The sequence below is a fragment of the Selenomonas sp. oral taxon 137 str. F0430 genome (genome assembly GCF_000183625.1).
GTDB classification, from domain to species: Bacteria; Bacillota; Negativicutes; order Selenomonadales; family Selenomonadaceae; genus Centipeda; species Centipeda artemidis.
Genome location: NZ_AENV01000009.1, coordinates 140,795 through 165,947, shown reverse-complemented (window position 1 = coordinate 165,947; position 25,153 = coordinate 140,795). Strand labels below are relative to the sequence as shown.

General features: G+C 53.7%; 23 protein-coding genes, 6 tRNA genes and 3 rRNA genes. 20 read left to right on the top strand and 12 right to left on the bottom strand.

Annotated elements, in window-relative coordinates; all coding sequences use genetic code 11:
* Positions 1 to 45: 45 nt before the first annotated feature.
* The 5 genes from HMPREF9162_RS07985 to HMPREF9162_RS07970 form a co-directional block, all read right to left on the bottom strand.
* Complete coding sequence (locus HMPREF9162_RS07985) at positions 46 to 378, bottom strand: branched-chain amino acid transporter permease (RefSeq protein WP_009372001.1); 333 nt, start codon at positions 376 to 378, stop codon at positions 46 to 48.
* Entirely contained in the window at positions 375 to 1,100 is a 726-nt protein-coding gene (locus tag HMPREF9162_RS07980; protein ID WP_009372000.1) for an AzlC family ABC transporter permease, read from the bottom strand. The genes HMPREF9162_RS07985 and HMPREF9162_RS07980 overlap by 4 nt, the downstream gene beginning before the upstream one ends.
* Positions 1,079 to 1,639, bottom strand: coding sequence for a DNA-3-methyladenine glycosylase I (locus HMPREF9162_RS07975; protein WP_009371999.1), 561 nt, complete (start codon positions 1,637 to 1,639; stop codon positions 1,079 to 1,081). Before HMPREF9162_RS07975 ends, HMPREF9162_RS07980 begins: the two co-directional genes overlap by 22 nt.
* 94 nt (positions 1,640 to 1,733) lie before the next feature.
* On the bottom strand, positions 1,734 to 1,949 hold the full coding sequence (locus HMPREF9162_RS12000; RefSeq protein ID WP_039969043.1) for a hypothetical protein: 216 nt from the start codon (positions 1,947 to 1,949) through the stop codon (positions 1,734 to 1,736).
* Positions 1,950 to 1,970: 21 nt separating this feature from the next.
* Positions 1,971 to 3,485 carry a type VI secretion protein ImpB gene (locus HMPREF9162_RS07970; RefSeq protein WP_009752823.1) on the bottom strand — a complete coding sequence of 505 codons (1,515 nt, stop codon included), beginning with the start codon at positions 3,483 to 3,485 and terminating at the stop codon, positions 1,971 to 1,973.
* A 138-nt stretch (positions 3,486 to 3,623) separates the two neighbouring features.
* Between HMPREF9162_RS07970 and rfbB the strand changes: the two genes are divergently transcribed.
* Together rfbB and HMPREF9162_RS07960 are read left to right on the top strand one after the other, a co-directional pair.
* On the top strand, positions 3,624 to 4,634 hold the full coding sequence (rfbB, locus tag HMPREF9162_RS07965; protein WP_009349124.1) for a dTDP-glucose 4,6-dehydratase: 1,011 nt from the start codon (positions 3,624 to 3,626) through the stop codon (positions 4,632 to 4,634).
* Positions 4,635 to 4,716: 82 nt separating this feature from the next.
* Positions 4,717 to 4,792 (top strand) — tRNA-Ala (locus HMPREF9162_RS07960).
* Between the two features lie 103 nt (positions 4,793 to 4,895).
* Here HMPREF9162_RS07960 and HMPREF9162_RS07955 read toward each other — a convergent pair.
* The 5 genes from HMPREF9162_RS07955 to ilvA form a co-directional block, all read right to left on the bottom strand.
* Positions 4,896 to 4,972: transfer RNA gene (locus HMPREF9162_RS07955), tRNA-Arg, on the bottom strand.
* 2 nt (positions 4,973 to 4,974) lie between these two features.
* Positions 4,975 to 5,051 (bottom strand) — tRNA-Pro (locus HMPREF9162_RS07950).
* Positions 5,052 to 5,117: 66 nt separating this feature from the next.
* The gene (locus HMPREF9162_RS07945; RefSeq protein WP_009349123.1) at positions 5,118 to 5,858 is read right to left on the bottom strand and encodes a C40 family peptidase; all 741 of its coding nucleotides are present in this window, start codon (positions 5,856 to 5,858) and stop codon (positions 5,118 to 5,120) included.
* Positions 5,859 to 5,894: 36 nt separating this feature from the next.
* A complete protein-coding gene (locus tag HMPREF9162_RS07940; RefSeq protein WP_009349122.1) occupies positions 5,895 to 6,209 on the bottom strand; it encodes a helix-turn-helix transcriptional regulator in 315 nt (104 codons plus the stop codon).
* Between the two features lie 20 nt (positions 6,210 to 6,229).
* Positions 6,230 to 7,477 carry a threonine ammonia-lyase gene (gene ilvA, locus HMPREF9162_RS07935; RefSeq protein ID WP_175282258.1) on the bottom strand — a complete coding sequence of 416 codons (1,248 nt, stop codon included), beginning with the start codon at positions 7,475 to 7,477 and terminating at the stop codon, positions 6,230 to 6,232.
* A 153-nt stretch (positions 7,478 to 7,630) separates the two neighbouring features.
* Between ilvA and HMPREF9162_RS07930 the strand changes: the two genes are divergently transcribed.
* From HMPREF9162_RS07930 to HMPREF9162_RS07900, 7 genes are all read left to right on the top strand, one after another.
* A complete protein-coding gene (locus HMPREF9162_RS07930) occupies positions 7,631 to 8,077 on the top strand; it encodes a universal stress protein (protein ID WP_009752867.1) in 447 nt (148 codons plus the stop codon).
* A gap of 49 nt (positions 8,078 to 8,126) precedes the next feature.
* Positions 8,127 to 8,543: a universal stress protein gene (locus tag HMPREF9162_RS07925; RefSeq protein WP_009752883.1), complete on the top strand. Its 417-nt coding sequence runs from the start codon at positions 8,127 to 8,129 to the stop codon at positions 8,541 to 8,543.
* A gap of 95 nt (positions 8,544 to 8,638) precedes the next feature.
* Positions 8,639 to 9,376, top strand: coding sequence for a ThiF family adenylyltransferase (locus HMPREF9162_RS07920; RefSeq protein ID WP_009438965.1), 738 nt, complete (start codon positions 8,639 to 8,641; stop codon positions 9,374 to 9,376).
* Positions 9,373 to 10,353, top strand: a complete 981-nt coding sequence (locus HMPREF9162_RS07915) for an NAD(P)H-dependent glycerol-3-phosphate dehydrogenase (protein ID WP_009349117.1) — start codon at positions 9,373 to 9,375, stop codon at positions 10,351 to 10,353. Before HMPREF9162_RS07920 ends, HMPREF9162_RS07915 begins: the two co-directional genes overlap by 4 nt.
* Before the next feature lie 3 nt (positions 10,354 to 10,356).
* Positions 10,357 to 10,758, top strand: coding sequence for a (deoxy)nucleoside triphosphate pyrophosphohydrolase (locus HMPREF9162_RS07910; RefSeq protein ID WP_009349116.1), 402 nt, complete (start codon positions 10,357 to 10,359; stop codon positions 10,756 to 10,758).
* Positions 10,759 to 10,810: 52 nt separating this feature from the next.
* Positions 10,811 to 10,897: transfer RNA gene (locus tag HMPREF9162_RS07905), tRNA-Leu, on the top strand.
* Between the two features lie 194 nt (positions 10,898 to 11,091).
* Positions 11,092 to 12,597, top strand: coding sequence for an IMP dehydrogenase (locus HMPREF9162_RS07900; protein WP_026761880.1), 1,506 nt, complete (start codon positions 11,092 to 11,094; stop codon positions 12,595 to 12,597).
* Between the two features lie 366 nt (positions 12,598 to 12,963).
* Here the strand turns inward: HMPREF9162_RS07900 and HMPREF9162_RS07895 are convergent, their stop codons facing one another.
* Both HMPREF9162_RS07895 and HMPREF9162_RS07890 read right to left on the bottom strand, forming a co-directional pair.
* The gene (locus HMPREF9162_RS07895) at positions 12,964 to 13,746 is read right to left on the bottom strand and encodes a tRNA 2-thiocytidine biosynthesis TtcA family protein (RefSeq protein ID WP_009752862.1); all 783 of its coding nucleotides are present in this window, start codon (positions 13,744 to 13,746) and stop codon (positions 12,964 to 12,966) included.
* Between the two features lie 18 nt (positions 13,747 to 13,764).
* Positions 13,765 to 14,490 (bottom strand): thiamine diphosphokinase, encoded by a 726-nt coding sequence (locus HMPREF9162_RS07890; protein WP_009438962.1) that lies wholly within the window; start codon positions 14,488 to 14,490, stop codon positions 13,765 to 13,767.
* Between the two features lie 291 nt (positions 14,491 to 14,781).
* Between HMPREF9162_RS07890 and HMPREF9162_RS07885 the strand changes: the two genes are divergently transcribed.
* The 11 genes from HMPREF9162_RS07885 (at position 14,782) to frr (ending at position 25,151) form a co-directional block, all read left to right on the top strand.
* Positions 14,782 to 16,324: ribosomal RNA gene (locus HMPREF9162_RS07885) — 16S ribosomal RNA — on the top strand.
* A 436-nt stretch (positions 16,325 to 16,760) separates the two neighbouring features.
* Positions 16,761 to 19,847, top strand: a 23S ribosomal RNA gene (locus HMPREF9162_RS07880).
* A gap of 111 nt (positions 19,848 to 19,958) precedes the next feature.
* Positions 19,959 to 20,075: ribosomal RNA gene (gene rrf / locus HMPREF9162_RS07875) — 5S ribosomal RNA — on the top strand.
* Together the 16S, 23S and 5S rRNA genes with 2 tRNA genes alongside form the textbook arrangement of a ribosomal RNA operon.
* Before the next feature lie 52 nt (positions 20,076 to 20,127).
* Positions 20,128 to 20,203 (top strand) — tRNA-His (locus HMPREF9162_RS07870).
* A 1-nt stretch (position 20,204) separates the two neighbouring features.
* A tRNA-Trp gene (locus HMPREF9162_RS07865) sits at positions 20,205 to 20,280 on the top strand.
* Between the two features lie 138 nt (positions 20,281 to 20,418).
* Complete coding sequence (locus HMPREF9162_RS07860; protein ID WP_009752840.1) at positions 20,419 to 20,976, top strand: hypothetical protein; 558 nt, start codon at positions 20,419 to 20,421, stop codon at positions 20,974 to 20,976.
* Positions 20,977 to 21,340: 364 nt separating this feature from the next.
* Positions 21,341 to 21,886 carry a cell division protein SepF gene (locus HMPREF9162_RS07850; RefSeq protein ID WP_009349094.1) on the top strand — a complete coding sequence of 182 codons (546 nt, stop codon included), beginning with the start codon at positions 21,341 to 21,343 and terminating at the stop codon, positions 21,884 to 21,886.
* Positions 21,887 to 22,097: 211 nt separating this feature from the next.
* Complete coding sequence (rpsB, locus tag HMPREF9162_RS07845) at positions 22,098 to 22,808, top strand: 30S ribosomal protein S2 (protein WP_009349093.1); 711 nt, start codon at positions 22,098 to 22,100, stop codon at positions 22,806 to 22,808.
* A 77-nt stretch (positions 22,809 to 22,885) separates the two neighbouring features.
* Positions 22,886 to 23,755 (top strand): translation elongation factor Ts, encoded by an 870-nt coding sequence (gene tsf / locus HMPREF9162_RS07840; RefSeq protein WP_009349092.1) that lies wholly within the window; start codon positions 22,886 to 22,888, stop codon positions 23,753 to 23,755.
* Positions 23,756 to 23,871: 116 nt separating this feature from the next.
* The gene (gene pyrH, locus HMPREF9162_RS07835; RefSeq protein WP_009657951.1) at positions 23,872 to 24,597 is read left to right on the top strand and encodes a UMP kinase; all 726 of its coding nucleotides are present in this window, start codon (positions 23,872 to 23,874) and stop codon (positions 24,595 to 24,597) included.
* On the top strand, positions 24,594 to 25,151 hold the full coding sequence (frr, locus tag HMPREF9162_RS07830) for a ribosome recycling factor (RefSeq protein WP_009349090.1): 558 nt from the start codon (positions 24,594 to 24,596) through the stop codon (positions 25,149 to 25,151). Before pyrH ends, frr begins: the two co-directional genes overlap by 4 nt.
* Positions 25,152 to 25,153 lie beyond the last annotated feature (2 nt).

Below are 25,153 nucleotides of genomic sequence, written 5' to 3'. Positions count from 1 at the left end.
GCACGGTTTGCGCAGGCGTCCTTTTCACGTATGAATCGTATGAGATCAGTGGGGGAATATCAGCTGAACCAGGAGCATATAAACGATTGTTCCTCCCGCCATGGAGATCAGCATTTGCCGCAGGCGGATGTGGAGAATCGCGGTGACGGCAATACCGATGAGCTCGGGGAGACCGTGGTCGGCGCGGAGGAATGAGGTGTCTTTGAGACAGTAGACGACGAGCATCCCGAAGACGGCGGCGGGCAGCACATTCCCGAGATAGCGCACGAGCGGCGGTGCAGGCTTATTGCCGGTGAGAAAGAGGAAGGGAAGCGCGCGCGTCAGAACACTAGCGAGAATACAGAGCGCAATCGTAATGCATTGCTCGAAAAAGGTCATTTCGCCGCCCTCCTCTCAAGATAGGGGCGCGCGATCAGGCAGACCGTTAGGATGACCGTCATCGTGGGGATCATAAAAGCATCCCTGCCAAATACCGTAAGACAGATACCCGCCGCAGCAAGCCCCAAAACACCGGTATAATGCTGTGTGTCATTCATCCACTGCTCAATGAAAATGACCACGAACATCGCGGTCATTACAAAATTGATGCCTGTCGTATCAAACGGCAGACTGCCGCCGATGAGACCGCCGAAGACCGCGCCCGCCACCCAGTAAACGTGATTGAGCAGCGTGACGAAGAACATAAACCAGCCCGCATCGACGTCATGCGGGATCTTTGCCGTATAATTGACCGCAAAGGATTCGTCGCACATACCGAAGATGAGATAGGGCTTCTTCCATCCCGTACCGCCGTATTTTTCAAACATGGAGAGCCCGTAAAATATATGGCGCGCTTGTACCATGAGCGCGAGGAGGAACGTCTGCATCGGGGCAAAGGGACTGAGGAGGAGCGCCACGGCAATGAACTCGAGCGAGCCGCCGAAGATCAGCGCGCTCATAAAGAGGGGATACCAAAACGAAAATCCCGACGCATTCATATAGACGCCGTACGCGACGCCGACAAACCAAAATCCGGCGAAGATGGGAACGGTATAGGGGAACGCGGCACGCAGGGCAGCAAGCCGCGTACTCTTAGTGTTCACGTTTTGCTCCAATCGCATTCGTCCGTATGCGCGGCGAGCACGCCGATCGCTTGGAGCGTCGAATAGATGCAGGTCGAGCCGACGAATTTCATCCCGCGTTTTTTGAGATCCTTTGAGATCGTGTCAGAGAGGGGAGAAGTTGTCCGCAGAATACAGCTCTCGCGGATGGATTTGCCGTCCGTAAAGCCCCAAATATAGCGGTCAAAACTGCCGAACTCCGCCGCGATCGCAAGGAAGATGCGGCTGTTTACGATGCTCGCCTCGATCTTGCGGCGATTGCGGACAATGCCCGCATCCTGCAACAAGGTATTGACCTTCGCCGCATCAAACGCCGCGACTCGTTCGGGGACGAATCCCTCGTACGCGCGGCGAAAATTCTCCCGCTTGCTTAGAATTGTCGCCCATGAGAGCCCCGCTTGGAACGTCTCGAGAATCAGCAGCTCATAGAGCGCACGGTCGTCGTGGAGCGGAACGCCCCACTCCTCATCGTGATATTTTATATAGATAGGATCGTTTAACCTCACCCAAGGGCACCGCTGCTTACGCCCGACCGTCATTGTCCCGCCTCCTTCGATAAGAAAAAGCCGGTGCTTGTCGGGGCTCCGGCTCGTCGATGTTATGCTTATATTCTAGAGAAATTTGTACCTCTTGTCAACAGGGATCGTCCGGTTCCTGAGGCTCATCAAAGGCGGCGTCGCTGCGTGCGGCGGTACGGTCTGCCGCAGCGTGGAGACCTGTTAGTGCGGAAAACGGGGCAAACTGTCCGGCACGGTCTCTGAGCGACATGGGGGGATGTCGCTTTGAGACATGGTGTGGTAAACGTATGATGTCCGCATAGTCGGAAATACTGCGTATGGGTCGCTGCATCTGTATGCTCCTTTTACTGCGTTATGCTTTATGTCCGCCGATTTGGCTGTTGCGCAGCCGTGCGGTAGCGTCTTCAAGGAGATTCGCGCCGCGCAGAATGGCATTTTTTCCATAGACCTTTTTGATAGCGACAATGGCTTCCTGCAGGGCATGATTTTTCACGTGAGATTTTTTATCCGCTTCTGTGAGTGACGCCTGTGCGGTTTCTTCTGCGGAAAATAGGTCAATCTGCTCGATTGGCGGAATCTCGTCCGTACGCATAAGATGATGTGCGGAGATACTGAGACGGCGGATGAGGAGCGCGGGATTTATGATCTCGTCGTAGAGGGCAGTGAGCGCCTCCATTATGGTATGGGTGGAAGTACCGCGCTCCACGAGCGCTCTTCCGTGTGCCGGCCAGGGAACACGGCGTCCATAGCGGTCGAGTCGGATACGCCCCCGGTATGCGGTGCTGATTTCGGGACGTGTCAAGCATTCGATGTCATAGCCGACAGTCAGTTCAAGGCGATCGGTCGTGAGGTGCTTCTCTGCGAGCTCAAGAGACAGCGCATCTGCCATTTCCCAGACAATGAGGCGTGCTTTCTCTGCATTGTACGGATTTTGAAGGACTTGTCCCATATGGGTGCTGCGCGATTTCGGACGATAGCTCTTGATGTCCTCCATGCGGACAGGTTCATGTCCCCAGGCATGGTCGATGAGAAGTTCGGCTTGAATGCCGAAGAGCCGGTAGAGCAGGTCTTCGTTAAGCGGTTCCCGCGGATTGCCGAGAGAACAGCGTGCGATGTCGCCCATGGTATAGAGACCGTGAGCTTCAAGCTTCTTGGCCGTTCCTCTGCCGATGCGCCAAAAATCAGTGAGCGGCGTATGTGCCCAAAGGCGGCGGCGGTACTCCAATGCGTCGAGTTCTGCGATGCGTACGCCGTCCGCATCGGGCGGAATATGCTTCGCTACAATATCCATGGCAATTTTGGCAAGATAGAGATTTGTGCCGATGCCCGCCGTGGCGGTGATGCCGGTTTCACGGAGCACATCACGGATGAGACGAATGGTAAACGCATGTGCCGAGATGCCCTCTGTGTCCAGATAACTCGTTGCGTCGATGAATACTTCGTCGATGGAATAGATATGAATGTCGGCAGGGGCGATGCGCCGGAGATAAATCTCATAGATGCGCATACTGTAATCCATATAGAGTGCCATGCGCGGCAGCGCAATATGGTAGGAAACGGCGAGGGACGGACGATTTGCGAGCTCTTTTGCGTCTGTACTTTCGCCCGTGAGTTCCCGGCGGGGGGCGCGGATACGCCGTCTCCGGTTGACTTGTTCGATTTGGCGGATGACCTCAAAGAGCCGCGGACGTCCTCCGATGCCGTGTGCCTTGAGTGCGGGGGAGACGGCGAGACAGATGGTTTTGCTCGTACGGCTTTCATCCGCGACAACGAGATTGGTCGTTAGGGGATTGAGTCCGCGCTCAATACACTCGACGGAAGCGTAGAATGATTTGAGATCGATTGCGATATAGGTATGTTGCTGCACATTGGGCTCCTCCTTTTTGTATAGTATAGCACATGCGTTTGTAAAATGTAAATCATTTTGATCCGAAGTACTGAAAAAGGGAAAAAGGACTTGTTGTCGAATATTTTTCATAGAATAAACGCCAAAGGAGCAAATCTCATGAATCTCATCGTCACGGGCGGCGCCGGATTTATCGGTGCGAATTTTGTCTACTACGAGCTGCGTACGCATCCGGAGGATCGCATTGTCTGTTATGATGTGCTGACCTATGCGGGGAATATTGCGACACTCGACGAGGCGAAGCGGTCGCCGAACTTCACCTTTGTGCGTGGCGATATTGCCGACCGTGCGGCGGTGTATGCGCTGTTTGAACGCGAGAAGCCCGACGTTGTGATTAATTTTGCCGCCGAGTCGCATGTGGATCGCTCCATCGAGAATCCCGAGATATTTTTGCAGACAAATATCATCGGCACGAGCATCCTGCTTGATGCATGCCGCAAATACGGAATCACACGCTATCATCAGGTTTCGACGGACGAGGTCTACGGTGATTTGCCGCTTGACCGTCCCGATCTCTTCTTTACCGAGGAGACACCCCTGCACACATCGAGCCCGTATTCCTCCTCAAAGGCGGGCGCGGATCTCCTCGTGCAGGCATATGCGCGCACCTACGGCATACCCGTATCGATCTCTCGCTGCTCGAACAACTATGGTGCGTTCCAGTTCCCGGAGAAACTGATCCCACTCATGATCATCCGCGCGCTGCGCGGGGAGAAGCTGCCCGTCTACGGCGACGGTCTCAATGTGCGCGATTGGCTCCATGTGGACGATCACTGCGCGGCGATCGATGCCATCGTACGCCGGGGGGACGCAGGGGAGATCTACAATGTCGGCGGTCATAACGAGCGATCGAATATCGACGTCGTTCGTACTATTCTTCGCTTACTTGGCAAAGGGGAGGAGCTCATCTCCTATGTTGAGGATCGCAAGGGGCATGATCGCCGCTATGCCATTGATCCCGCGAAGATCGGGCGCGATCTCGGCTGGCAGCCGGAGACCTCGTTCGAGGATGGCATCCGCAGCACGATTCGCTGGTATGAGGAACATCAGGAATGGTGGGAAGACATCGTGAGCGGATCGTACCGGCTGCGCAACGAGGCTGCGAGATAAGACGGGGCTCTTTGTACCGAAAATTCAGTATTGACATTGTGTAGGCTTTTCGCTATACTACCATTTGTCAGCGCTTAGGCGCGGGGGCATAGCTCAGCTGGGAGAGCGCTTGCATGGCATGCAAGAGGTCAGGGGTTCGATCCCCCTTGTCTCCACCATATCGGATGCTAGAGGATGTGAGAGAAATCTCGCATCTTTTTTGTTTGCTTTTGGTAAAATAAAAACCGCATCGCTTCTCAAAGCGATACGGATTCATATCAATGGTGCATCCGGGGGGATTCGAACCCTCGACCCACGGCTTAGAAGGCCGTTGCTCTATCCAACTGAGCTACGGACGCGCTGGTCGGGATGACAGGATTCGAACCTGCGACATCTTGCTCCCAAAGCAAGCGCGCTGCCAAACTGCGCTACATCCCGATACCGCACTATTATAATGAGCGATACGGGAAAAGTCAATACAGAGAGCCGACTTGAAGAGGCGTCCTATTTCACAATATGCTTGCCGCCGAGGAAGCGCGGTTTCCAGTAGTCGTTCGAAAGAGTGTCGATGCGGACGCCTTTGCTCGTGGAGGCGTGGATAAATTCGCCCTTGCCGAGATAGATGCCGCAGTGGGAAGCACCTTTTTCATACGTTTCGAAAAAGACGAGGTCACCGGGGACGAGCTCCTTTGCGCTCTTTGTCCTAAGCCCCAGTTTATACTGCTCATCCGCTGTACGGGGGATGGCGATGCCCTGCTTTTGAAAGACGTACTGGAGGTAGCCGGAGCAGTCGAATCCCTTTGGTGTTGCACCGCCGAATACATAGGGCGTCCCCATATATGCCTTCGCCGTTTTAATGATGCTCGAGACTTTGCTCGCGGGGAGGATGGGCTTGCCGTTCGGTGCAAGAGGCAGGGTATCCTGCTTTGCCGGCGGCGGAACGTCGACGCCCCACGGGCGCGTGGCAGGTGCATCCTTGAGTGCACGCCATGTTGCGTTGTTGACGACGCCCGTGATTTTTATTTTGCTGTCACGCTGGAATTCGGCAACGGCGCGTTCGGTATCTTTATCAAAGACGCCGTTGGCATTTTTGATCTTATAGCCTGCGTTTTGGAGCGCTTGCTGGAGGACGAGTACTTCGTGTCCGTGCGAGCCTTCCCGGAGCGTCGGCGACGCGGATGCCGTGCCGGCTGCGAGTGAGAATGCAATGCCGGTGCCGATGAGGAGTTTTGCGAGGCGTTTCATGACGGTTCTTCCTTTCCGTATCAATGCGGAAGTTTGTTATCCGTGCCGGACGTGTTCGAGTCCTTGACTCAGGAAGCTGAGCACATGCTCGTCGTCTACGGAGTAGAGAACTTCCTTGCCGTCGCGGCGGAACTTGACGAGGCGTGCGTTGCGCAGGACGCGCAGCTGATGTGAGATCGCGGATTGTCCCATGCCGAGACCGTCGGCGATGTCATAGACGCGCAGTTCCTGCTCTGCAGCGAGCAATGAGATGATCTTGATGCGTGTGGGATCGCCGAGCGTCTTAAAGAGGTCGGCGAGATGCTGTGCGGTGTCTTGGTCAATGCATTTCAGAGGGGCGGCAGAAGTCATTCTTCCGGAGTCCTTTCTTATCAATAAATCTTGTTAATCTCAAATCCATTCTCTGCGAGGGCGCGAATGATGCGGTCGATGTGTTCCTGACCGTGCGCCTCGACAGTGACGGTGAGCTGCACTTTTTTGAAGCTGTCCGTGACCATGCTCTGATCGTGGTCGAGGCGTATGACGTTCGCGTCCAAATCGGTGAGGATCTGTGCGACGTTGAGCAGCTGTCCGGGTTTGTCGGGGAGCTGCACGGCGAAGCGGAAGACGCGTCCGCGTGAGATGAGCGCCTTTGAGATGAGTGCGGAAATCGTTGAGATGTCTATGTTGCCGCCGCTGACGAGAACGGCGATCTTCTTGCCGCGTATGTTGAGTTTTGGCAGTGCGGCGAGGGGGAGTACGCCAGCGCCTTCGGCGATGAGTTTGTGCTTCTCAATGAGGGAGAGCAGGGCACTCATGATCTCCATCTCGGAGACGGTGATGATCTCATCAAGATAACGGCGACAGAACTCGAATGTGAGCGTGCCCGCCGTCTTGACAGCGCAGCCGTCGGCAACGGTATCGGCGGAGGGGAGCGTGATGAGCTTTCCTCCGGAGAGCGCCGCCTTCATGCAGGCGGCATTTTCCGGCTCGACGCCGATGATCTTCACATGCGGGTTGACGAGCTTTGTTCCAAGGGCTACGCCTGAGACAAGACCGCCGCCGCCGACAGGAACAAGAATCGCATCCACGTCTTTGAGCGCGTCGATGATCTCGAGTGCGATCGTGCCTTGACCAACAATGACATCGCGGTCGTTGAACGGGTGGATGTAGACGAAGCCTTTCTCCTTTTGGAGCGCTAGACTGTGCGCGTAGGCGTCGTCGAAGCCGTTGCCGTGCAGAATGACCGTCGCACCTAGTGCGCGGGTCGCCTCGACCTTTAGAATCGGTGTCGTGGCAGGCATACAGATGACGGCGTCAACACCGAGTTTTTGTGCGGCATAGGCGACTCCCTGCGCATGATTGCCCGCCGAGGCGGTGATGACGCCGCAACGCCGCTCCTCCTCGGTGAGCATGCTGATGCGGTTGTAAGCGCCGCGCAGTTTGAATGCACCGGTGGTCTGGAGGTTTTCGAGTTTGAGATAGGCGGCGTTGCCGGAGAGATCGGAGAAGTACTCGCTGTATATGAGCGGGGTCTTTCGCACAATGCCCTCGAGCTGTTTTGCGGCGGCATAGATGCTCGCAATCCCTGTCGATGAAACGATGACCTCTTGTTCCGTTTGTATTTGATCGTCTCCCATGTGCATGCTGCCTCCATATTACTTGCTTTTTATTTAGGTCAGTCTATCATTTTCGCCGTGGAACGTCAAATATTTTTGCACAAAAGCAGTCAGAATAAAGAAGGATTTCGACGCATTTTCAAGAATAAATACTATAACAGGAAGGGGGACGTGATGGACGCTTGTTTGCTGTATGCACGGATTCTCGTTCCTGTCGACGGCTCGGAGGGAGCGCTTCGCGCAGCGCAAAGCGCAGGGGAAATTGCCCGCGTGACGGGCAGCACGATAGACTTCCTCTACGTCACGCCCTTTGACGAGCGCACGGACGACGGTGCGGCATCATGGCTCCCGGAGACGGTGACTGCTTCTGCATCGGCACGTGCGCAGGAGATTTTCTCCGCAGCGGCGGCGGTTTTGCCCGCAGGTGTCGCGTATAGCAGCTTCCTGCGTGTCGGGAGTACTGTTGAAGAGATTCTGCGCTTTGCCGATGAGGAGGAGAGCGCACTGATTGCCATTGGTGGGAGAAAAACTTCGCGCGTGAGCGGTATTCTGCTCGGGAGCGTTTCGCAGGCAGTGCTCGAACGTGCGCATACGCGTATCTTGGTGGCGGGGCGGGCGTGAGTTTTGCGATAGAGTGGTTTAGGTTCTTTGAGGAAAAGGAGGAACTGCCATGATGAAGAATATTTTGGTGCCGGTGGACGGTTCGGAAGGCGCTGACCGCGCCATTGAAAAGGCGGTCATGCTGGCAAAGCTCTGCAATGCGAAGGTAAACTTCCTCTACGTTGCAAATATTAATCAGCTCGCCATCAACGCGGTGCTTTCGGATGCGATTTTGGACTCCGTAACGAAAGCGGGGAATGTGATTCTTGAGCGCGCGATGGAGATGGTGCCGGAGGGCGTCGAGAAGGAGTCGTTCTCGGATACCGGTTCGCCGGCGGTCGTTGTCCTCGACTTTGCGGAGTCGAACAACATCGACCTCATCGTCATGGGCAGCCGCGGGCTTGGTGTTGTCAAGGGCGTACTCCTCGGCAGCATCAGTCAGTACGTTGTAGAACAGGCAAAATGCCCTGTGCTCGTGGTTAAGTAAATTTTGTAAATTTCTGTGGGGCTGCTGCGGCGTATGTTCGCGGCAGCTCCCTTTGTCGTGTATGCCGAGATTTTAGGAGAGAAAGGCAGAGGTCTATGGATGTGCGCAGCCGCTTTATGCGGACTGAGATGTTGCTCGGCGTGGCCGGTATGGCGCGGCTTGCGGGCGCCTCCGTCGCTGTGTTTGGTATTGGCGGCGTCGGTTCGTTTACCGCCGAGGCTCTCGCCCGTGCGGGTGTTGGGCATTTGACACTCGTTGACAACGACTGCGTCGATGTGACGAATATCAACCGGCAGATCCACGCATGTACGGATACCATTGGGATGCCGAAGGTCGAAGCAATGACGGCGCGCATTCACGGTATCAACCCGCACTGCAAGGTGACAGGGATGCAGGCGTTTTATCTGCCGGAGAATGCGGATGATTTTTTTGCGCAGCGTTATGATTATGTCGTGGATGCGGTGGATACGGTGTCGGCAAAGATTGATCTGGCGCGCCGGTGCTGCGCACGCGGCATACCGATCATCTCGAGCATGGGGGCGGCGAACAAACTCGATCCGACACTGTTCGAGGTATTGGACATCTACGAGACGAAGGTGGATCCGCTCGCGCGTGTGATGCGGAAAAAACTTAAGGAGTATAACGTGCCGCATCTCAAGGTCGTCTGCTCGCTCGAACGTCCGCAGCATCCGACCGGCGGAAAAGAGCCCCCTGCCCCCGGCAGGAACAGCTTGCCGGGGAGCGTCTCTTTCGTTCCGCCGGTCGTGGGGATGATTATAGCGGGCGAAATCATTCGTGATCTGTTGGGGATTCATGTGGAGGTATCGGCATGAAGATTTCTGTACTTGGATGCGGGCGTTGGGGCTCCTTTCATGCGTGGTATGCACATCGGATCGGACATGAGGTCATGCTGTGGGGACGGGAAGGCTCGCCGCATCTCGCGCAGCTCTATGCGTCGCGGCGGAACGAGTTCCTGACGATGCCCGAGGCGGTGCGGCTCACGGATGATCTTGCGGCGGCGCTTCGATTTGCGGATACGGTGATCATCTCGATTCATGCACAGGCGCTGCGCAGCTTTCTGTGTGATCTCAATGCTGCGGGAATGACCGGTCTGCTCACAGGAAAGCAGGTGATCCTCTGCATGAAGGGGATCGAGATCGGCACAGGAAAGCGGCTGACAACCGTCGTGCATGAGGAGCTTGGCGATACAGTACGTCCCCTCGTATGGGTGGGCCCCGGGCATGTGCAGGATTTTGTACGCGAGATTCCAAACTGTATGGTGATTGCGGGGGAGGAACGCGAGGAGCTGCGCGCGCTTGTTGAGGAAATTTCAAGCCCCTTGATTCGTTTCTATTATGGAGAGGATCTGCTCGGCACGGAGGTTGGTGCGGCGGCAAAGAACGTCATTGGTCTTGCCGCAGGGATGCTGGACGGGTTGTCTTATGGCAGCCTCAAGGGCGCGCTCATGGCGCGCGGCACGCGAGAGCTCTATCGGCTCGTGCAGGCGATGGGCGGCGACGGTGAGACCATCTACGGACTTTCGCATCTCGGCGACTATGAGGCAACGCTGTTTTCGCCGCACAGCAACAACCGCCGCTATGGCGAAGCGGTGGTACGCGGCACGGCGGATGAGTTTCATAAGATTGCCGAGGGGGTCTATACGTCGGAGGCTCTCATGGCGCTCTCGCAGAAATACGGCGTTGATTTGCCCATCTCCGAGACCGTCTATGAGATTGTCGTACGCGGTGCCGATCCGCGGGAGCAGCTGACACGGCTGTTCCTCCGCGCGACCAAGGGGGAGAAGGATTAGGATATGAGCGAAATACGAAAACATATCGATGTCGTTGCCGGCGCGATCCTGCGCGAAGGAAAGGTATACGGCGCCTGCCGCAGTTACGGTGACTACGCGGGGACGTGGGAGTTCACGGGCGGCAAGGTGGAGCCGGGCGAGACAGACGAAGCGGCGCTTATCAGAGAGATTCGTGAGGAACTCGGCATTGAGGTTACTGTGGAGGAGCTGCTCGGCACACTGGATCACGACTATCCGGAGTTCCACATGAATATGCGCCTCTATATCTGCCGCCATGTATCCGGCGAGCCGGAGCTGCGGGTACACTCGGAGGGACGATGGCTTGGGCTGCAGGATCTTTATACGGTGCGATGGTTTGAAGCGGATGCGGAACTCATCCGCCGGCTTGAAGCATATCTGCGTTGACAATGCTCCCTTTGCAATGCTATAATACACAGCGAGCCGACAGGCTCCACGCGCCGAAGTGGCGGAATTGGCAGACGCAGCAGACTCAAAATCTGCCGTTGGCAACAACGTGCCGGTTCGACCCCGGCCTTCGGCACCACAGCAAATATCCCTACGGGGTAATCTCCCTAAGAGCAGCGCAGAGCTCTTAGGGATTTTTTTACAGCAAGTCAAAACACTTGAAACTATACGTATATCACGGGTAATATTCGGCGGCGACGGGTTGACACATACGTCGGAAACGTGTATATTTGACAGAAAAATTTGATGAAGAAACAGAAAGGAAGGGTCAAGTTGGCACATTATTACACGGAGCCATCCCACACATTTGGAGAGTATTTGCTCATTCCGGGATACTCCTCGGCAGAATGCTTTCCGGCGAATGTTTCTCTGCGCACGCCGCTCGTCAAATTTCACCGAGATGAAGAGCCGGCGCTTTCAATGAATATTCCGCTCACATCTGCAATCATGCAGGCCGTTTCGAACGATACAATGGCAATTGCACTTGCTAAACAGGGCGGCATTTCATTCATTTATGGATCGCAGAGTATCGCAGAGGAAGCGGCGATGGTTTCCCGTGTAAAAAATTATAAATCCGGGTTTGTCAGCAGCGATTCGAATATCAGCCCGGAGACGACGCTCGGCGGCGTGCTCGATCTGCTCGCAAAGACAGGGCATTCGACGATGGCAGTAACCGAGGACGGTTCCGCCAACGGGAAACTTGTCGGAATTGTGACGAGCCGCGATTATCGCGTATCGCGCATGTCGCTCGATACGAAGGTCGCTACATTTATGACGCCGTTCGAAAAACTCGTTTGGGCGGATGCAGATTCCACGACGCTGACACATGCGAACGATCTCATTTGGGATCATAAGCTCAATATGCTCCCGCTCGTAGATAAAAATCAACGTCTTCGCTATATGGTGTTCCGCAAAGACTATACGGATAATAAGGAAAACGATCTCGAGCTGACGGACGACAACAAGAGCTATATTGTCGGTGCGGGCATCAATACGCGCGATTATGCCGAACGCGTGCCTGCACTTATAGCGGCGGGCGTGGACGTCCTCTGCATCGATTCCTCCGAGGGCTTTTCCGAGTGGCAGCGGCTCACGATACAGCATATTCGTGAGGAATTTGGCGATGCGGTAAAGGTTGGTGCGGGCAACGTTGTAGACGGGGAGGGATTCCGCTTCCTTGCAAATGCAGGCGCAGACTTTATCAAGGTCGGTATCGGCGGCGGTTCTATCTGCATCACGCGCGAGACAAAGGGCATAGGGCGCGGGCAGGCGACGGCGCTCATCGATGTCTGCGCGGAGCGCGATAAATATTATAAGGAAACGGGCGTCTACATTCCCATCTGTTCCGACGGCGGCATTGTTTACGATTATCATATGACGCTCGCGCTCGCAATGGGGGCAGATTTCCTCATGCTCGGGCGCTACTTCTCCCGGTTCGACGAGAGTCCGACAGATCGCGTCATGGTGAACGGTACCTATTATAAGGAATATTGGGGCGAAGGGTCGAACCGTGCGCGCAACTGGCAGCGCTATGACCTCGGCGGCAGTAAAAAACTTTCCTTTGAAGAAGGCGTGGATTCGTATGTGCCTTATGCAGGACCTCTGAAGGAAAACGTCGAGACAACGCTTTCGAAGATTCGCTCAACCATGTGCAACTGCGGTGCACTCTCCTTGCCGGAGTTCCGTGACAAGGCAAAGTTGACGCTTGTCTCCTCGACCAGTATTGTCGAGGGCGGGGCGCATGATGTGATATTGCGCGACAAGCTCGGTCGCGACTAAGAAGGCGTGACACGCGATTTTGGCGCATCGCTGTGTCACTGCGAAAAATCCTGCGGTCGACGTAGGTTTCATCTGCGCCTTCCCTTGTATTTTTCTTGTTCCTTGCGCTGCATCCAAACTTCCGCGTCACTCAGGTTGCGGTATAAGGCGCGATCTTGGCGCACAGCGGTGTCATGTCGTCGAATGCTTCGCTAGGAGTAGCTTTTGACTACGCCGTCGCGCGCATTCTCCTCATTCCTTGCTATGCATCAAATCTAGCGCGTCACTTGGGTTACGGTAAAACGCGCGATTTTGGCGCATAGCTGTGTTGCTGCGAAAAATCCGGTATTCGACGTAACTTATATTTACATCGAATACCGGATTTTTCTATGCCCTTTGCATAAATGTACGATAGGTTTTCTCCATCTCCTTGCGTGTCTTGGTCGCCGGCCATAGTTCGCCGAGCGCGCCCTCGCGCATTCCGGCAGAGAGGTGATCGTAGAGCAACGGATTTTCCATGCCGAGTCTCGCGATGAGCTCCTTCACTGTTTGACGCGTCGTATTGCCGTTATGCGGGCAGGGGGACGGCAGCGGTGTGAACCCATGATATCGTATCGCGTCGATGAGTTCCTGCTCGCGGAAGTAGACGAGCGGACGAATAACCGTCAGATTTGTCCGCTCCAGATAGGTCTTTGGACGGAATGTGTTGAGCTGCCCCGAATAGAAGAGGCTCATTAAAAATGTCTCCACTGCGTCATCATGATGGTGCGCGTATGCCACCTTGTTCATATTATGCTCCGCAGCGTAGCGGTTCACGGTGCCGCGTCGGAAGAATGCACAGGTGAAACAGGGGCTTTTATCGTCCTGTGCCGCTATCGTTCCCGCAATGTCCACATCTACAACCTCATAGGAGACGTCAAGGCTTTTGCAGAACGCGGCGATGGCATCCGTATCGAACGGCTCGTCGAACTGCGGGTTTACCGTAAATGCCGCGATGGAGAAATCTTTTTTTAACCGCTCGCGCAGAATAGCGAGCGCATAGGTTAGGAAGATGCTGTCCTTGCCGCCCGAAACACCAATGAGAATGCGGTCGCCGTTCTCGATGAGTTCGAACTCGACCACCGCGCGCATGAGTTTGCTGAAATAAGACTGCGGTATATTGATATTCATGAATCCTAAAACTCCCACCTATTCCTGCCAGCAGAGATAGACGCCGAGAATGCCGCGCTCTAAATGAATGGAGAAGCGCCGTGCCGTATTCTTCGGAGAAATGATATTGCTGATGGTTGTTGATGCACGTGCGGAGATCACTGTGCCTGTTAGCTCCCAATGCAGCCCCTGTGTCGTTACCCCCGCACATTCCTCCGTAAAGGGGAGTAAGGAAATGGCGCGCGGCATCTCGTCACATGCGATAGAAATCGATTCACCGCCGTGTAAATAGAGGAGCGCTTCCTTTTCATCAATCAAAATGCACGGAACGGGCGCGTGCGCGCAGATCGCAGCAGTACTGAAAAGATGATCCAAACGACCGCCAAACGCCGCCGTCAAAATGATCAGTGGGCGCGTGAAATGCTGTGCCGCAATTCGGAGAGAAAGAGCCGTATCCGAATCGTCTTTTTCCACAGGGAAGCGATATACCTCTGCTCCGTGCTCGACCGCCCAAGCCCATGCTTCTGGAGAAGCGCTGTCTCCGTCACCAATCAGTAGGGAGGGGGACTTTGAGACTGCACGACACAGATTGACACCTTTGTCAATTGCCAAAATATGAGATGTAATGCCGGACTTTTCCATTGCGGATAGAAGATCTGTGAACCATGTCGGAGAGGGAGCACGTCCGCCCCCTATACAAATCAGTAGTTCTGCAGCAGCACAGGGAAGAGTGACATGTATTCCGGAAAGAGAAAGCGTATGCATAGACGCTGCTCCTTTCTATATATTATGAATTATAGCATAAGATTTTTGACATAAACAATGAAAATTATCAAAAAAGGGGCTTGACGCAAAAAAAGACCTATGTTATATTATATAAACCGCGCCGATATGAGGAAATAATCTGAAAACGGCACGAGATGTACCCTGAAAACTACACAATGCAGAGAGGTTAGAGATAATCTAACCGAAGCCAGATGCAACATCGTTGATAATTTGGTCAACGAAAACAATTCTTTTACAGAATGACATTAATGAGTCGAGTGAGGCTCTTCTTTTACGGAGAGTTTGATCCTGGCTCAGGACGAACGCTGGCGGCGTGCTTAACACATGCAAGTCGAACGGAGCGAATGAAAGCTTGCTTTTATGAGCTTAGTGGCAAACGGGTGAGTAACACGTAGACAACCTGCCGATCAGATGGGGACAACATTCCGAAAGGAATGCTAATACCGAATGGCGTGTACGGGAGGCATCTTCCCTACATGAAAGATGGCCTCTATATATAAGCTATCACTGATCGATGGGTCTGCGTCTGATTAGCTGGTAGGTAAGGTAACGGCTTACCTAGGCGACGATCAGTAGCCGGTCTGAGAGGATGAACGGCCACATTGGGACTGAGACACGGCCCAGACTCCTACGGGAGGCAGCAGTGGGGAATCTTCCGCAATGGGCGCAAGCCTGACGGAGCAACGCCGCGTGAGTGAAGAAGGTCTTCGGATCGTAAAGCTCTGTTGAAGGGGACGAACGTACGCAGTGCGAATAGTGCTGAGTAATGACGGTACCTTTTGAGGAAGCCACGGCTAACTACGTGCCAGCAGCCGCGGTAATACGTAGGTGGCGAGCGTTGTCCGGAATCATTGGGCGTAAAGGGAGCGCAGGCGGCCATGTAAGTCTTGCTTAAAAGTTCGGGCTCAACCCCGTGATGGGCAAGAAACTATATGGCTTGAGTGCAGGAGAGGAAAGCGGAATTCCCAGTGTAGCGGTGAAATGCGTAGATATTGGGAGGAACACCAGTGGCGAAGGCGGCTTTCTGGACTGCAACTGACGCTGAGGCTCGAAAGCCAGGGGAGCGAACGGGAGTAGATACCCCGGTAGTCCTGGCCGTAAACGATGGATACTAGGTGTGGGAGGTATCGACCCCTACCGTGCCGGAGTTAACGCAATAAGTATCCCGCCTGGGGAGTACGGTCGCAAGACTGAAACTCAAAGGAATTGACGGGGACCCGCACAAGCGGTGGAGTATGTGGTTTAATTCGAAGCAACGCGAAGAACCTTACCAGGTCTTGACATTGATTGACAGGGATAGAGATATCCTATTCTCTTTGGAGACAAGAAAACAGGTGGTGCATGGCTGTCGTCAGCTCGTGTCGTGAGATGTTGGGTTAAGTCCCGCAACGAGCGCAACCCCTGTCCTTTGTTGCCAGCATGTAGTGGTGGGCACTCAAAGGAGACTGCCGCGGAGAACGCGGAGGAAGGCGGGGATGACGTCAAGTCATCATGCCCCTTATGACCTGGGCTACACACGTACTACAATGGGACGGACAGAGAGCAGCGAGAGAGCGATCTTAAGCGAACCTCAAAAACCGTTTCTCAGTTCGGATTGCAGGCTGCAACTCGCCTGCATGAAGTCGGAATCGCTAGTAATCGCAGGTCAGCATACTGCGGTGAATACGTTCCCGGGTCTTGTACACACCGCCCGTCACACCACGGAAGTCGTTCACACCCGAAGCCGGCGCAGCCGTCTAAGGTGGGGAAGGTGACTGGGGTGAAGTCGTAACAAGGTAGCCGTATCGGAAGGTGCGGCTGGATCACCTCCTTTCTAAGGTGCTATGCTGTCGAAGAAGCGAACCGCAAGGCGAAGCTGATTCGGTAACAGCATGTATGCGAAAACGTCCAACGAATCGAGCCGTAAGGCGAAGATGAGTTGCTGACGTTGACCGCGCACTAAGCTGTTATAAGCAAGTAACAGGTCGACATCTGGCATAACTCTGCATTGTCTAGTTTTGAGGGTATATTATCCTCTATAAGGAATCCTGCATATGCAGGAAAACCTAAGCGAAGTGGGAGCAATCCTGATTCGCGTCTATTGTTCACTGAAAACTACACAGAAGAAACATTTAAGAAAATCTAAAAAGAAATGACAAAAGTCATTTTCACTGAGGTCATCTATCACGGCAACGAGATAGAAAGAAACAGAATAGATTTTCCCAAGCAAATTAGGATAAAGCGAAAATACCTTTTAGTCGTAAGACGTAAGTCAAGCGAAGAAGGGCATACGGCGGATGCCTAGGCGTTTCGAAACGAAGAAGGACGCGATAAGCTGCGATAAGCCATGGCGAGCTGCAAGTAAGCATTGACCCATGGATTTCCGAATGGGGCAACCCGGCAGGAGTAATGACCTGTCATCCTACTTTCGAGGTAGGAAGACCCACCCGATGAACTGAAACATCTAAGTAGTCGGAGGAAAAGAAAACAAAGGTGTTCTGCTCATGAATGGGCTGGATGCAGATCGACAGGATATTTACTTCTCAGCAAGGAAGAAGACGGAGTCGTAGTCGGAAGCTACGGCGACGGCTGATGACACAGCTGAGGAGGAAATAGACCGAGAGATGCGCCAGAATGTTCATGAGTAGAGCACAGTGATTCCCTGAGTAGCGGCGAGCGAAACGGGAGGAGCCCAAACCAGAGGACTTCGGTTCTTTGGGGTTGCGGACCTGCAACAAGCTTCATCATCTAGTGGAAGTATCTGGGAAGGTACGGCGAAGAGAGTGAGACCCTCGTACACGAAAGAAGAGAGAGTGGGCAGGAATCCAGAGTACCACAGGGCACGAGGAACCCGGTGGGAAGCAGGGTGGACCACCATCCAAGGCTAAACATGACGAAACGACCGATAGCGGAAAGTACCGTGAGGGAAAGGTGAAAAGAACCCCGGGAGGGGAGTGCAAAAGAACCTGAAACCGTATGTCTACAAACAGTCGAAGCACAATCAATGTGCGACGGCGTGCCTATTGAAGAATGAACCGGCGAGTTGATTTATACTGCGAGGTTAAGCGGGAGACGCGGAGCCGCAGCGAAAGCGAGTCTTAAGAGGGCGGAAGTAGTATGGATCAGACCCGAAACCACAGTGATCTATGCATGTCCAGGTTGAAGCTCAGGTAAAAATGAGTGGAGGACCGAACCGGTGAGTGTTGAAAAACTTTCGAATGAGGTGTGCATAGGGGTGAAATGCCAATCGAACGTGGAGATAGCTGGTTCTCCCCGAAATAGCTTTAGGGCTAGCCTTAAGCGAATAACCATAAAGACGGTAGAGCACTGATCGGGCAAGGGGCGTAAAGCCTACCGACCCCAGTCAAACTACGAATGGCTTATATGGGCAGCTTAGGAGTCAGCGTGCGAGTGATAAGACCCGTACGCAAGAGGGAAACAGCCCAGACCGCCGGCTAAGGTCCCAAATGCTGTGCTAAGTGGAAAAGGATGTAGGACTTCGAAAACAACCAGGATGTTGGCTCAGAAGCAGCCACCATTAAAAGAGTGCGTAATAGCTCACTGGTCGAGAGGCCCTGCGCCGAAAATATCCGGGGCTCAAGCACAGAACCGAAGCCGCGGCAAAGTAGTAATACTTTGGGTAGGGGAGCGTTCTTACTTGGAAGAAGGCAGACCGGAAGGACTGCTGGACGAGTAAGAAGTGAGAATGCCGGTATGAGTAGCGAAACGACAGGTGAGAATCCTGTCCACCGAAAGCCTAAGGGATCCTGGGCAACGCTCGTCGCCCCAGGGTAAGTCGGGACCTAAGCCGAGGCGTAAAGCATAGGCGATGGACAACCGGTGAAAATTCCGGTACCGGGTCAGTTTGTTTGAGGATGGAGTGACGCAGGAAGGAAGCTGAGCGCGCGACTGGTTGGGCGCGTCGAAGGCGGTAGGCTAGTACGGAGGCAAATCCCCGTACTATAAGGCCGAGAACCGATAGATAGGAGAGACTACGGTCAATCTGAATTCAGCCGCACTACACTGCCAAGAAAAGCTTCTAACGAGAACTGATCCGCCCGTACCAAAACCGACACAGGTAGGCGGGGAGAGAATCCTAAGGTGCGCGGGAAAACCCTCGTTAAGGAACTCGGCAAAATGCATCCGTAACTTCGGGAAAAGGATGGCCGGAGGTTGTGAAGTTATTTACTGATGGAGCGACAGCCGGCGGCAGAAAAGAGGCCCAAGCGACTGTTTACCACAAACACAGGTGCCTGCGAAAGCGCAAGCTGAAGTATAGGTGCTGACGCCTGCCCGGTGCAGGAAGGTTAAGGAGAGTTGTTAGTCTTTGGGATGAAGCAGCGAACTGAAGCCCCTGTAAACGGCGGCCGTAACTATAACGGTCCTAAGGTAGCGAAATTCCTTGTCGGGTAAGTTCCGACCCGCACGAAAGGCGTAACGATTTGGGCACTGTCTCAACGAGGGACCCGGTGAAATTGAAATACCTGTGAAGATGCAGGTTACCCGCGACTGGACAGAAAGACCCCATGGAGCTTTACTGCAGCTTGGCATTGGTCTTTGGCATATAACGTACAGGATAGCCGGGAGACTGGGAAAATATCTCGCTAGAGGTATTGGAGTCACCGTTGGGATACCGGCCTTTATATGCTAAGGATCTAACCGGAATGTTAACAGCATTCGGGACAGTACCAGGCGGGCAGTTTGACTGGGGCGTCGCCTCCGAAAGAGCAACGGAGGCGTCCAAAGGTTCCCTCAGCGCGGACAGAAATCGCGCGCAGAGCATAAAGGCAGAAGGGAGCTTGACTGCGAGACTGACGGGTCGAGCAGGTACGAAAGTAGGGCTTAGTGATCCGGTGGAAGAGAGTGGAATTGCCATCGCTCAACGGATAAAAGCTACCCTGGGGATAACAGGCTAATCTCTCCCAAGAGTCCATATCGACGGGGAGGTTTGGCACCTCGATGTCGGCTCATCACATCCTGGGGCTGAAGCAGGTCCCAAGGGTTGGGCTGTTCGCCCATTAAAGTGGTACGTGAGCTGGGTTCAGAACGTCGTGAGACAGTTCGGTCCATATCCATCGCGGGCGCAAGATACATGAGGGAGGCTGCTCCTAGTACGAGAGGACCGGAGTGGACGAACCAACGGTGTACCGGTTGTCCTGCCAAGGGCACGGCCGGGTAGCTGCGTTCGGAAGGGATAAACGCTGAAAGCATCTAAGCGTGAAGCCCGTCCCGAGATGAAGTATCTCATCTCAATAAGAGAGTAAGACCCCTTGCAGAAGACGAGGTAGATAGGCTGGGCGTAGAAGTGCGGCAACGCATGCAGCTGACCAGTACTAATCGGTCGAGGGCTTGATTTATTGATGGAAAGTGCGCAGCACTTTCCATGATGACAGGTTATTTCGCAACTAATTTGCAAAAGAGTTTCTTCTGTCTAGTTTTGAGTGAACGATAGGTAGTTTACTCAAGTATGCGGTGATGATGCCCGGACGGTTCCACCTGTTCCCATTCCGAACACAGCAGTTAAGCGTCCGCAGGCCGAGGGTACTTCGTTGGAGACGACGCGGGAGAGTAGGTAGTTGCCGCAATGGGACTCGTGAATCGCGTGGTTCACGAGTTCTTTTACAAAATATTATAACGGCGGCTTTGGTGAAGCGGTTAACACACTGGATTGTGGCTCCAGCATGCATGGGTTCGATCCCCATAAGTCGCCCCATAGGGGTATAGCTCAACTGGTAGAGCAACGGTCTCCAAAACCGTAGGTTGTGAGTTCAAGTCTTACTGCCCCTGCCATTGAAATTTACCGTATTGCTCTTGCGATACGGTCTTTTTTATGTTCTTTTTTCCTTGTCAAAGATTCAATAATAGTGTAGAATGACACATGTGCAAAACTGCATATACTTATTGTGAATCTAAGGAGGAGATATACTCATGAAGAGATTTGTCCAAATGGTGCTTGTGCTCTGCCTCACGCTGTTTGCCGCGCAGGCAGGAGCGTCCCCTTATTCCGACAAGGTGACACTTCCCGAGGGGGCTGTCATTACGAATGTGAACCGTTTGGCTGTCGGGGCTCCTCTCTATGTACAGGTGGAGGATACTTCGCCGTCGCTTGAGATTCTGACGCAGATTGTTTCGGATGCGAGCCGTATCACACGTGCGAATATTGTTCCCTATGATATGGTCGTCAAGGGAATTCAGGAGTCGAAGGGGGTTGATCTTAAGACGCTCCCCCGCCGCGATGCTGCAAAGATCTTTAAGGAGAATGTTGCGGACTATGCGGACGCCTATATTATTCTGACTGTAGCAAACAACAGCCGGACGACGTTCTTCTTTGATGTTTACCGCTCCGGTTCGAACGATCTCCTCTACACCTATGAGGTTCGTGCGAACAAGTCGGACGGCAATACGGTTGCGACGTTCTCCAGCCTTTCCGAGCAGTTCTATAAGAATTGGCAGCGTTCGGTCGAAGAGCAGAATAAAGGAAAATAAGATTATTGTACGTTGCGAGAGATTGCTGCACTTCTGTGCGGCAGTCTCTCTTTATTATTTTACAGATCTCAAAAAAATTCAATTTTTATCCTGTACAATAACCATACCTACCGGATAGAAAAATACCGGGCGGACGATGGGAGGGCGCCTTCAAAAAACTACCTTGCAAAGTTGAAAAACGTCGATGAAGGAGCCTATAAAGTCTTGAAAACCATAAAAAATTTGAAACCAAGAAAGATCGATAATATTTTTTACGTAAATTATCTTGCCTCCCTGAAAAAAATATGATAAGATGACTGCGTTGTTAGGATGAATACTTGTCACTAAATACGGTGAGTACATTTGCTAAGGAAGGAAGAGATAAATGGGTGAAAATTCATTCTTTTCCCGCATGAAAGATACATTTTCAAGCGTGGTGAACTCATTTATGCCGATGATGGAAGAAGAGTTTGAAGAGGAGATTGCGCAGGAGCGCGCTTCTCAGAAGGCGGAGATGCGGCGGGAGACATCTGCGCTGCGGGAGCGTCGGGTCGCTAATGGTGGAACGGTCTCATATGACACCTCTTCCTATGGCGCAGGGACTTCCGCCTCGGCGATGCATACGACCTCTACCGGGGATTCCGGTACGCAGTTCACTGTCCATACGACGAAGGTTGCGGAGCTGAAGGTTCGTATTCATCGTCCGCGTCGCTATGACGATGCTGCGCCTGCCGTGGTTCAGCTCAAACAGGGAATTGCGATCGCGGTTAATTTCGACTGTATGAATGAACCTGAGCGCCGCCGTGTCTGCGACTTCCTGAACGGCGCCTGCTATGTTCTGCATGGTTCGGCACGTGTCATTTCGAGCACGATCATTCTCTACGCACCGAAGGGCGTGGACGTGAGTGAAGCAATGACCATGGCAAAGTAATTTTACGATATTGTTTATGTACACGGAGAGATGATGTTCGCTCCGTGTTTTTGTTTGCAAAGAAATTTTTTCCGAAGCGTTGTTTTACATCTGTTCTTATGTTATAATACTCGGCAGTGTGAAAAAGCACGCGATTCCGATAGCCAACCTGTGCTGCTGATGCGGTGGTATGGCACATGAGGAACGCGGAAGAACAACAGGAGGTATATTCATGGCAGTCATTTCTATGAAGCAGCTTTTGGAGGCAGGCGTCCACTTCGGACACCAGACGCGCCGCTGGAACCCGAAGATGGCGCGTTACATCTTCACGGAGCGCAACGGCATCTACATCATCGATCTGCAGAAGACGGTGCGCAAGGTGGATGAGGCGTACAACTTCCTTCGCAGTGTTGCGCAGGAAGGAAAGTCCGTACTCTTCATCGGTACGAAGAAGCAGGCGCAGGAAGCGATCCGCGAGGAAGCTCTGCGTGCGAATATGTTCTATGTCAACGAGCGCTGGCTCGGCGGTATGATGACGAACTTCCAGACCATTCAGCGCCGTATTCACCGTCTCAAGGAGCTTGAGGCGATGGAGGAGAACGGGACGTTCGAGGTTCTGACGAAGAAGGAAGTGCAGGGACTGCGCCACGAGATGGAGAAGCTCGAGCGCTATCTCGGCGGAATCAAGGATATGAACCGTCTGCCGGGTGCACTCTTTGTCGTTGACCCGCGCAAGGAGCGGATTGCGGTCGCCGAGGCACGCAAGCTCAATATCCCCATCGTGGCGATTGTCGATACAAACTGCGATCCGGACGAGATCGACTATGTGATCCCCGGAAACGACGATGCGATCCGCGCGGTGAAGCTCCTCACGGGCTGTATGGCAGACGCCGTGCTCGAGGGCAATCAGGGCGGCGCAGCGGAAGAAGCTGCGGCTGAGTAAGGAATAAAGAGGGGGTAAGGGAGTGTTATCCCTTGCCCTTTTTTGATGAAGGCGATCAATGCAATAGGAGGCATACAATGGCAACAATTAATGCTGCAATGGTAAAGGAACTGCGCGAGCGTACGGGCGCAGGAATGATGGATTGCAAGAAGGCGCTCGCTGAGACCGACGGAGACATGCAGAAGGCGATCGACTACCTGCGTGAAAAGGGAATTGCAAAGGCGGAGAAGAAGGCCGGCCGCGTTGCGGCTGAGGGGGCTGTGACGGCGTATCTCTCGGCTGATGCGAAGGTTGGCGTGATCGTTGAGATCAACTGCGAGACGGACTTTGCGGCGGGCAACGAGCAGTTCCGTGCGCTCAGTGCAAAGGTCGCAAAGCATATCGCTGAGACCGATCCCGCAGATCTCGACGCGCTGAATGGAAGCACTCTTGACGGCAAGGATGTCGCTGCCCTCATCACGGAGGCGACAGCAACGATCGGTGAGAAGATTTCCCTGCGCCGATTTGCACGCTATGAGAGTACAGGGCGTGTTGCAACCTATATCCATATGGGCGGCAAGATCGGCGTGCTCGTAGAGCTCACGGGCGGCGATGAGCAGCTCGGCAAGGATATCGCGATGCAGATTGCGGCGGCGATGCCTCTGGCGATCGACCGTTCCGGCGTGACGGCAGATCACATCGAGCACGAGAAGGAAGTACTGCGCAAGCAGGCGCTCGAAGAGGGCAAGCCGGAGAAGATTATCGAGAAGATGGTCGAAGGGCGCATCAATAAATTCTACGAGGAAGTCTGTCTGCTCGAGCAGAAATTCGTGAAGGATCCCGAGAAGAAGATCTCCGAGGTGCTCGGAGATGTTCAAGTTAAAGCGTTCACACGCTTCCAGCTGGGCGAGGGCATCGAGAAGAAGCAGGAAGATTTTGCTGCTGAAGTTGCTGCACAGATGCAGTAATAGACCGAGAAGGAGAGCTGCCTGCCGGCAGCTCTTTTTTGCAGAGATAAAGCGGATTTTTTTAGAAATCTATGCTATAATGTCGCAGAGTAGAGAGCGTGACAGGAGGAATCATCTTGGATGCGAAATATCGCCGTATCGTTTTGAAACTCAGCGGGGAAGCCCTTGCGGGCGAGCAGGGATTCGGCATCAATCCCTCTGTGGTCGAAGAGATTGCCGCACAGATCAAGAAGGTGCGCGATCACGGCATCGATGTTGCGATTGTTGTCGGTGGCGGTAATATCTGGCGCGGGCTTTCGGGCAGTGCTAAGGGCATGGATCGTGCTACTGCGGACTATATGGGCATGATGGCGACGGTGATGAACGCTCTTGCCCTGCAGGATGCGCTTGAGAAACAGGACGTCGATACGCGCGTACAGAGCGCGATCGAGATGCGTCAGGTCGCGGAGCCGTACATTCGCCGCCGTGCGATTCGCCACATGGAGAAGGGGCGCGTCGTGATCTTTGGCGCGGGGACGGGTAATCCATACTTTTCGACGGATACGACGGCGGCGCTGCGTGCCGCAGAGATTGAAGCAGACGTGATCCTCATGGCGAAAAAAGGAACGGATGGCATCTATGATTCCGATCCAAACAAAAATCCGAATGCAAAGCGGTTTGAGAAGCTGGCCTATATCGATATTCTGCAAAAGGGGCTTGCAGTCATGGATGCAACGGCAACGAGCCTGTGTATGGATAATAAGATTCCCATTGTTGTGTTCAGCATGGATCGCTATGAGAACATTGCACGCGCTTCGTTTGGAGAGGCGATTGGAACGACCGTAGGAGGCGAAGCAAAATGATCAAGGAGATTCTTTCAAAGCACGAAACGAGCATGACGAAGGCGATCGAATCGCTGCGCCGCGAGTTCTCCTCGCTGCGGGCGGGGCGCGCGACGCCGAATCTCCTCGACAAGGTGATGGTGCCGTATTATGGCACGCCGACATCGGTCAATCAGCTGGCGAAGGTGACAGTGCCGGAGCCGCACATGATCGTTATCACGCCGTGGGAGAAATCCGTGCTGCACGATATCGAGATCGCGATTTCCAAATCGGATCTTGGTCTTTCGCCGAACTCCGACGGCAATGTGATTCGCCTTGCGATTCCTCAGCCGACGCAGGAGCGACGGAAGGAACTCATCAAGACAGTCGGAAAAAAGACGGAAGAGGCGAAGGTCGCTCTGCGTAATATCCGCCGCGATGCGAACGAGGCGATCAAAAAACTTGAGAAGGATAAGGAAATCAACGAGGACGAATCTAAGCGCGGTCAGGAATCCGTGCAGAAGCTTGTGGATAAATTCGTGAAGCAGATGGAAGAGATGCGCGCCGCGAAGGAAAAAGAGGTTATGGAGATCTGATG

What these genes read in the sequence shown, in the direction of transcription:
- HMPREF9162_RS07985 (WP_009372001.1), bottom strand. Translation starts at nt 378, where the DNA reads ATGACCTTTTTCGAGCAATGCATTACGATTGCGCTCTGTATTCTCGCT.
- HMPREF9162_RS07980 (WP_009372000.1), bottom strand. Translation starts at nt 1,100, where the DNA reads ATGCGATTGGAGCAAAACGTGAACACTAAGAGTACGCGGCTTGCTGCC.
- HMPREF9162_RS07975 (WP_009371999.1), bottom strand. Translation starts at nt 1,639, where the DNA reads ATGACGGTCGGGCGTAAGCAGCGGTGCCCTTGGGTGAGGTTAAACGAT.
- HMPREF9162_RS12000 (WP_039969043.1), bottom strand. Translation starts at nt 1,949, where the DNA reads ATGCAGCGACCCATACGCAGTATTTCCGACTATGCGGACATCATACGT.
- rfbB (WP_009349124.1), top strand. Translation starts at nt 3,624, where the DNA reads ATGAATCTCATCGTCACGGGCGGCGCCGGATTTATCGGTGCGAATTTT.
- HMPREF9162_RS07945 (WP_009349123.1), bottom strand. Translation starts at nt 5,858, where the DNA reads ATGAAACGCCTCGCAAAACTCCTCATCGGCACCGGCATTGCATTCTCA.
- HMPREF9162_RS07940 (WP_009349122.1), bottom strand. Translation starts at nt 6,209, where the DNA reads ATGACTTCTGCCGCCCCTCTGAAATGCATTGACCAAGACACCGCACAG.
- ilvA (WP_175282258.1), bottom strand. Translation starts at nt 7,477, where the DNA reads ATGGGAGACGATCAAATACAAACGGAACAAGAGGTCATCGTTTCATCG.
- HMPREF9162_RS07930 (WP_009752867.1), top strand. Translation starts at nt 7,631, where the DNA reads ATGGACGCTTGTTTGCTGTATGCACGGATTCTCGTTCCTGTCGACGGC.
- HMPREF9162_RS07925 (WP_009752883.1), top strand. Translation starts at nt 8,127, where the DNA reads ATGATGAAGAATATTTTGGTGCCGGTGGACGGTTCGGAAGGCGCTGAC.
- HMPREF9162_RS07920 (WP_009438965.1), top strand. Translation starts at nt 8,639, where the DNA reads ATGGATGTGCGCAGCCGCTTTATGCGGACTGAGATGTTGCTCGGCGTG.
- HMPREF9162_RS07915 (WP_009349117.1), top strand. Translation starts at nt 9,373, where the DNA reads ATGAAGATTTCTGTACTTGGATGCGGGCGTTGGGGCTCCTTTCATGCG.
- HMPREF9162_RS07910 (WP_009349116.1), top strand. Translation starts at nt 10,357, where the DNA reads ATGAGCGAAATACGAAAACATATCGATGTCGTTGCCGGCGCGATCCTG.
- HMPREF9162_RS07895 (WP_009752862.1), bottom strand. Translation starts at nt 13,746, where the DNA reads ATGAATATCAATATACCGCAGTCTTATTTCAGCAAACTCATGCGCGCG.
- HMPREF9162_RS07890 (WP_009438962.1), bottom strand. Translation starts at nt 14,490, where the DNA reads ATGCATACGCTTTCTCTTTCCGGAATACATGTCACTCTTCCCTGTGCT.
- HMPREF9162_RS07860 (WP_009752840.1), top strand. Translation starts at nt 20,419, where the DNA reads ATGAAGAGATTTGTCCAAATGGTGCTTGTGCTCTGCCTCACGCTGTTT.
- HMPREF9162_RS07850 (WP_009349094.1), top strand. Translation starts at nt 21,341, where the DNA reads ATGGGTGAAAATTCATTCTTTTCCCGCATGAAAGATACATTTTCAAGC.
- rpsB (WP_009349093.1), top strand. Translation starts at nt 22,098, where the DNA reads ATGGCAGTCATTTCTATGAAGCAGCTTTTGGAGGCAGGCGTCCACTTC.
- tsf (WP_009349092.1), top strand. Translation starts at nt 22,886, where the DNA reads ATGGCAACAATTAATGCTGCAATGGTAAAGGAACTGCGCGAGCGTACG.
- frr (WP_009349090.1), top strand. Translation starts at nt 24,594, where the DNA reads ATGATCAAGGAGATTCTTTCAAAGCACGAAACGAGCATGACGAAGGCG.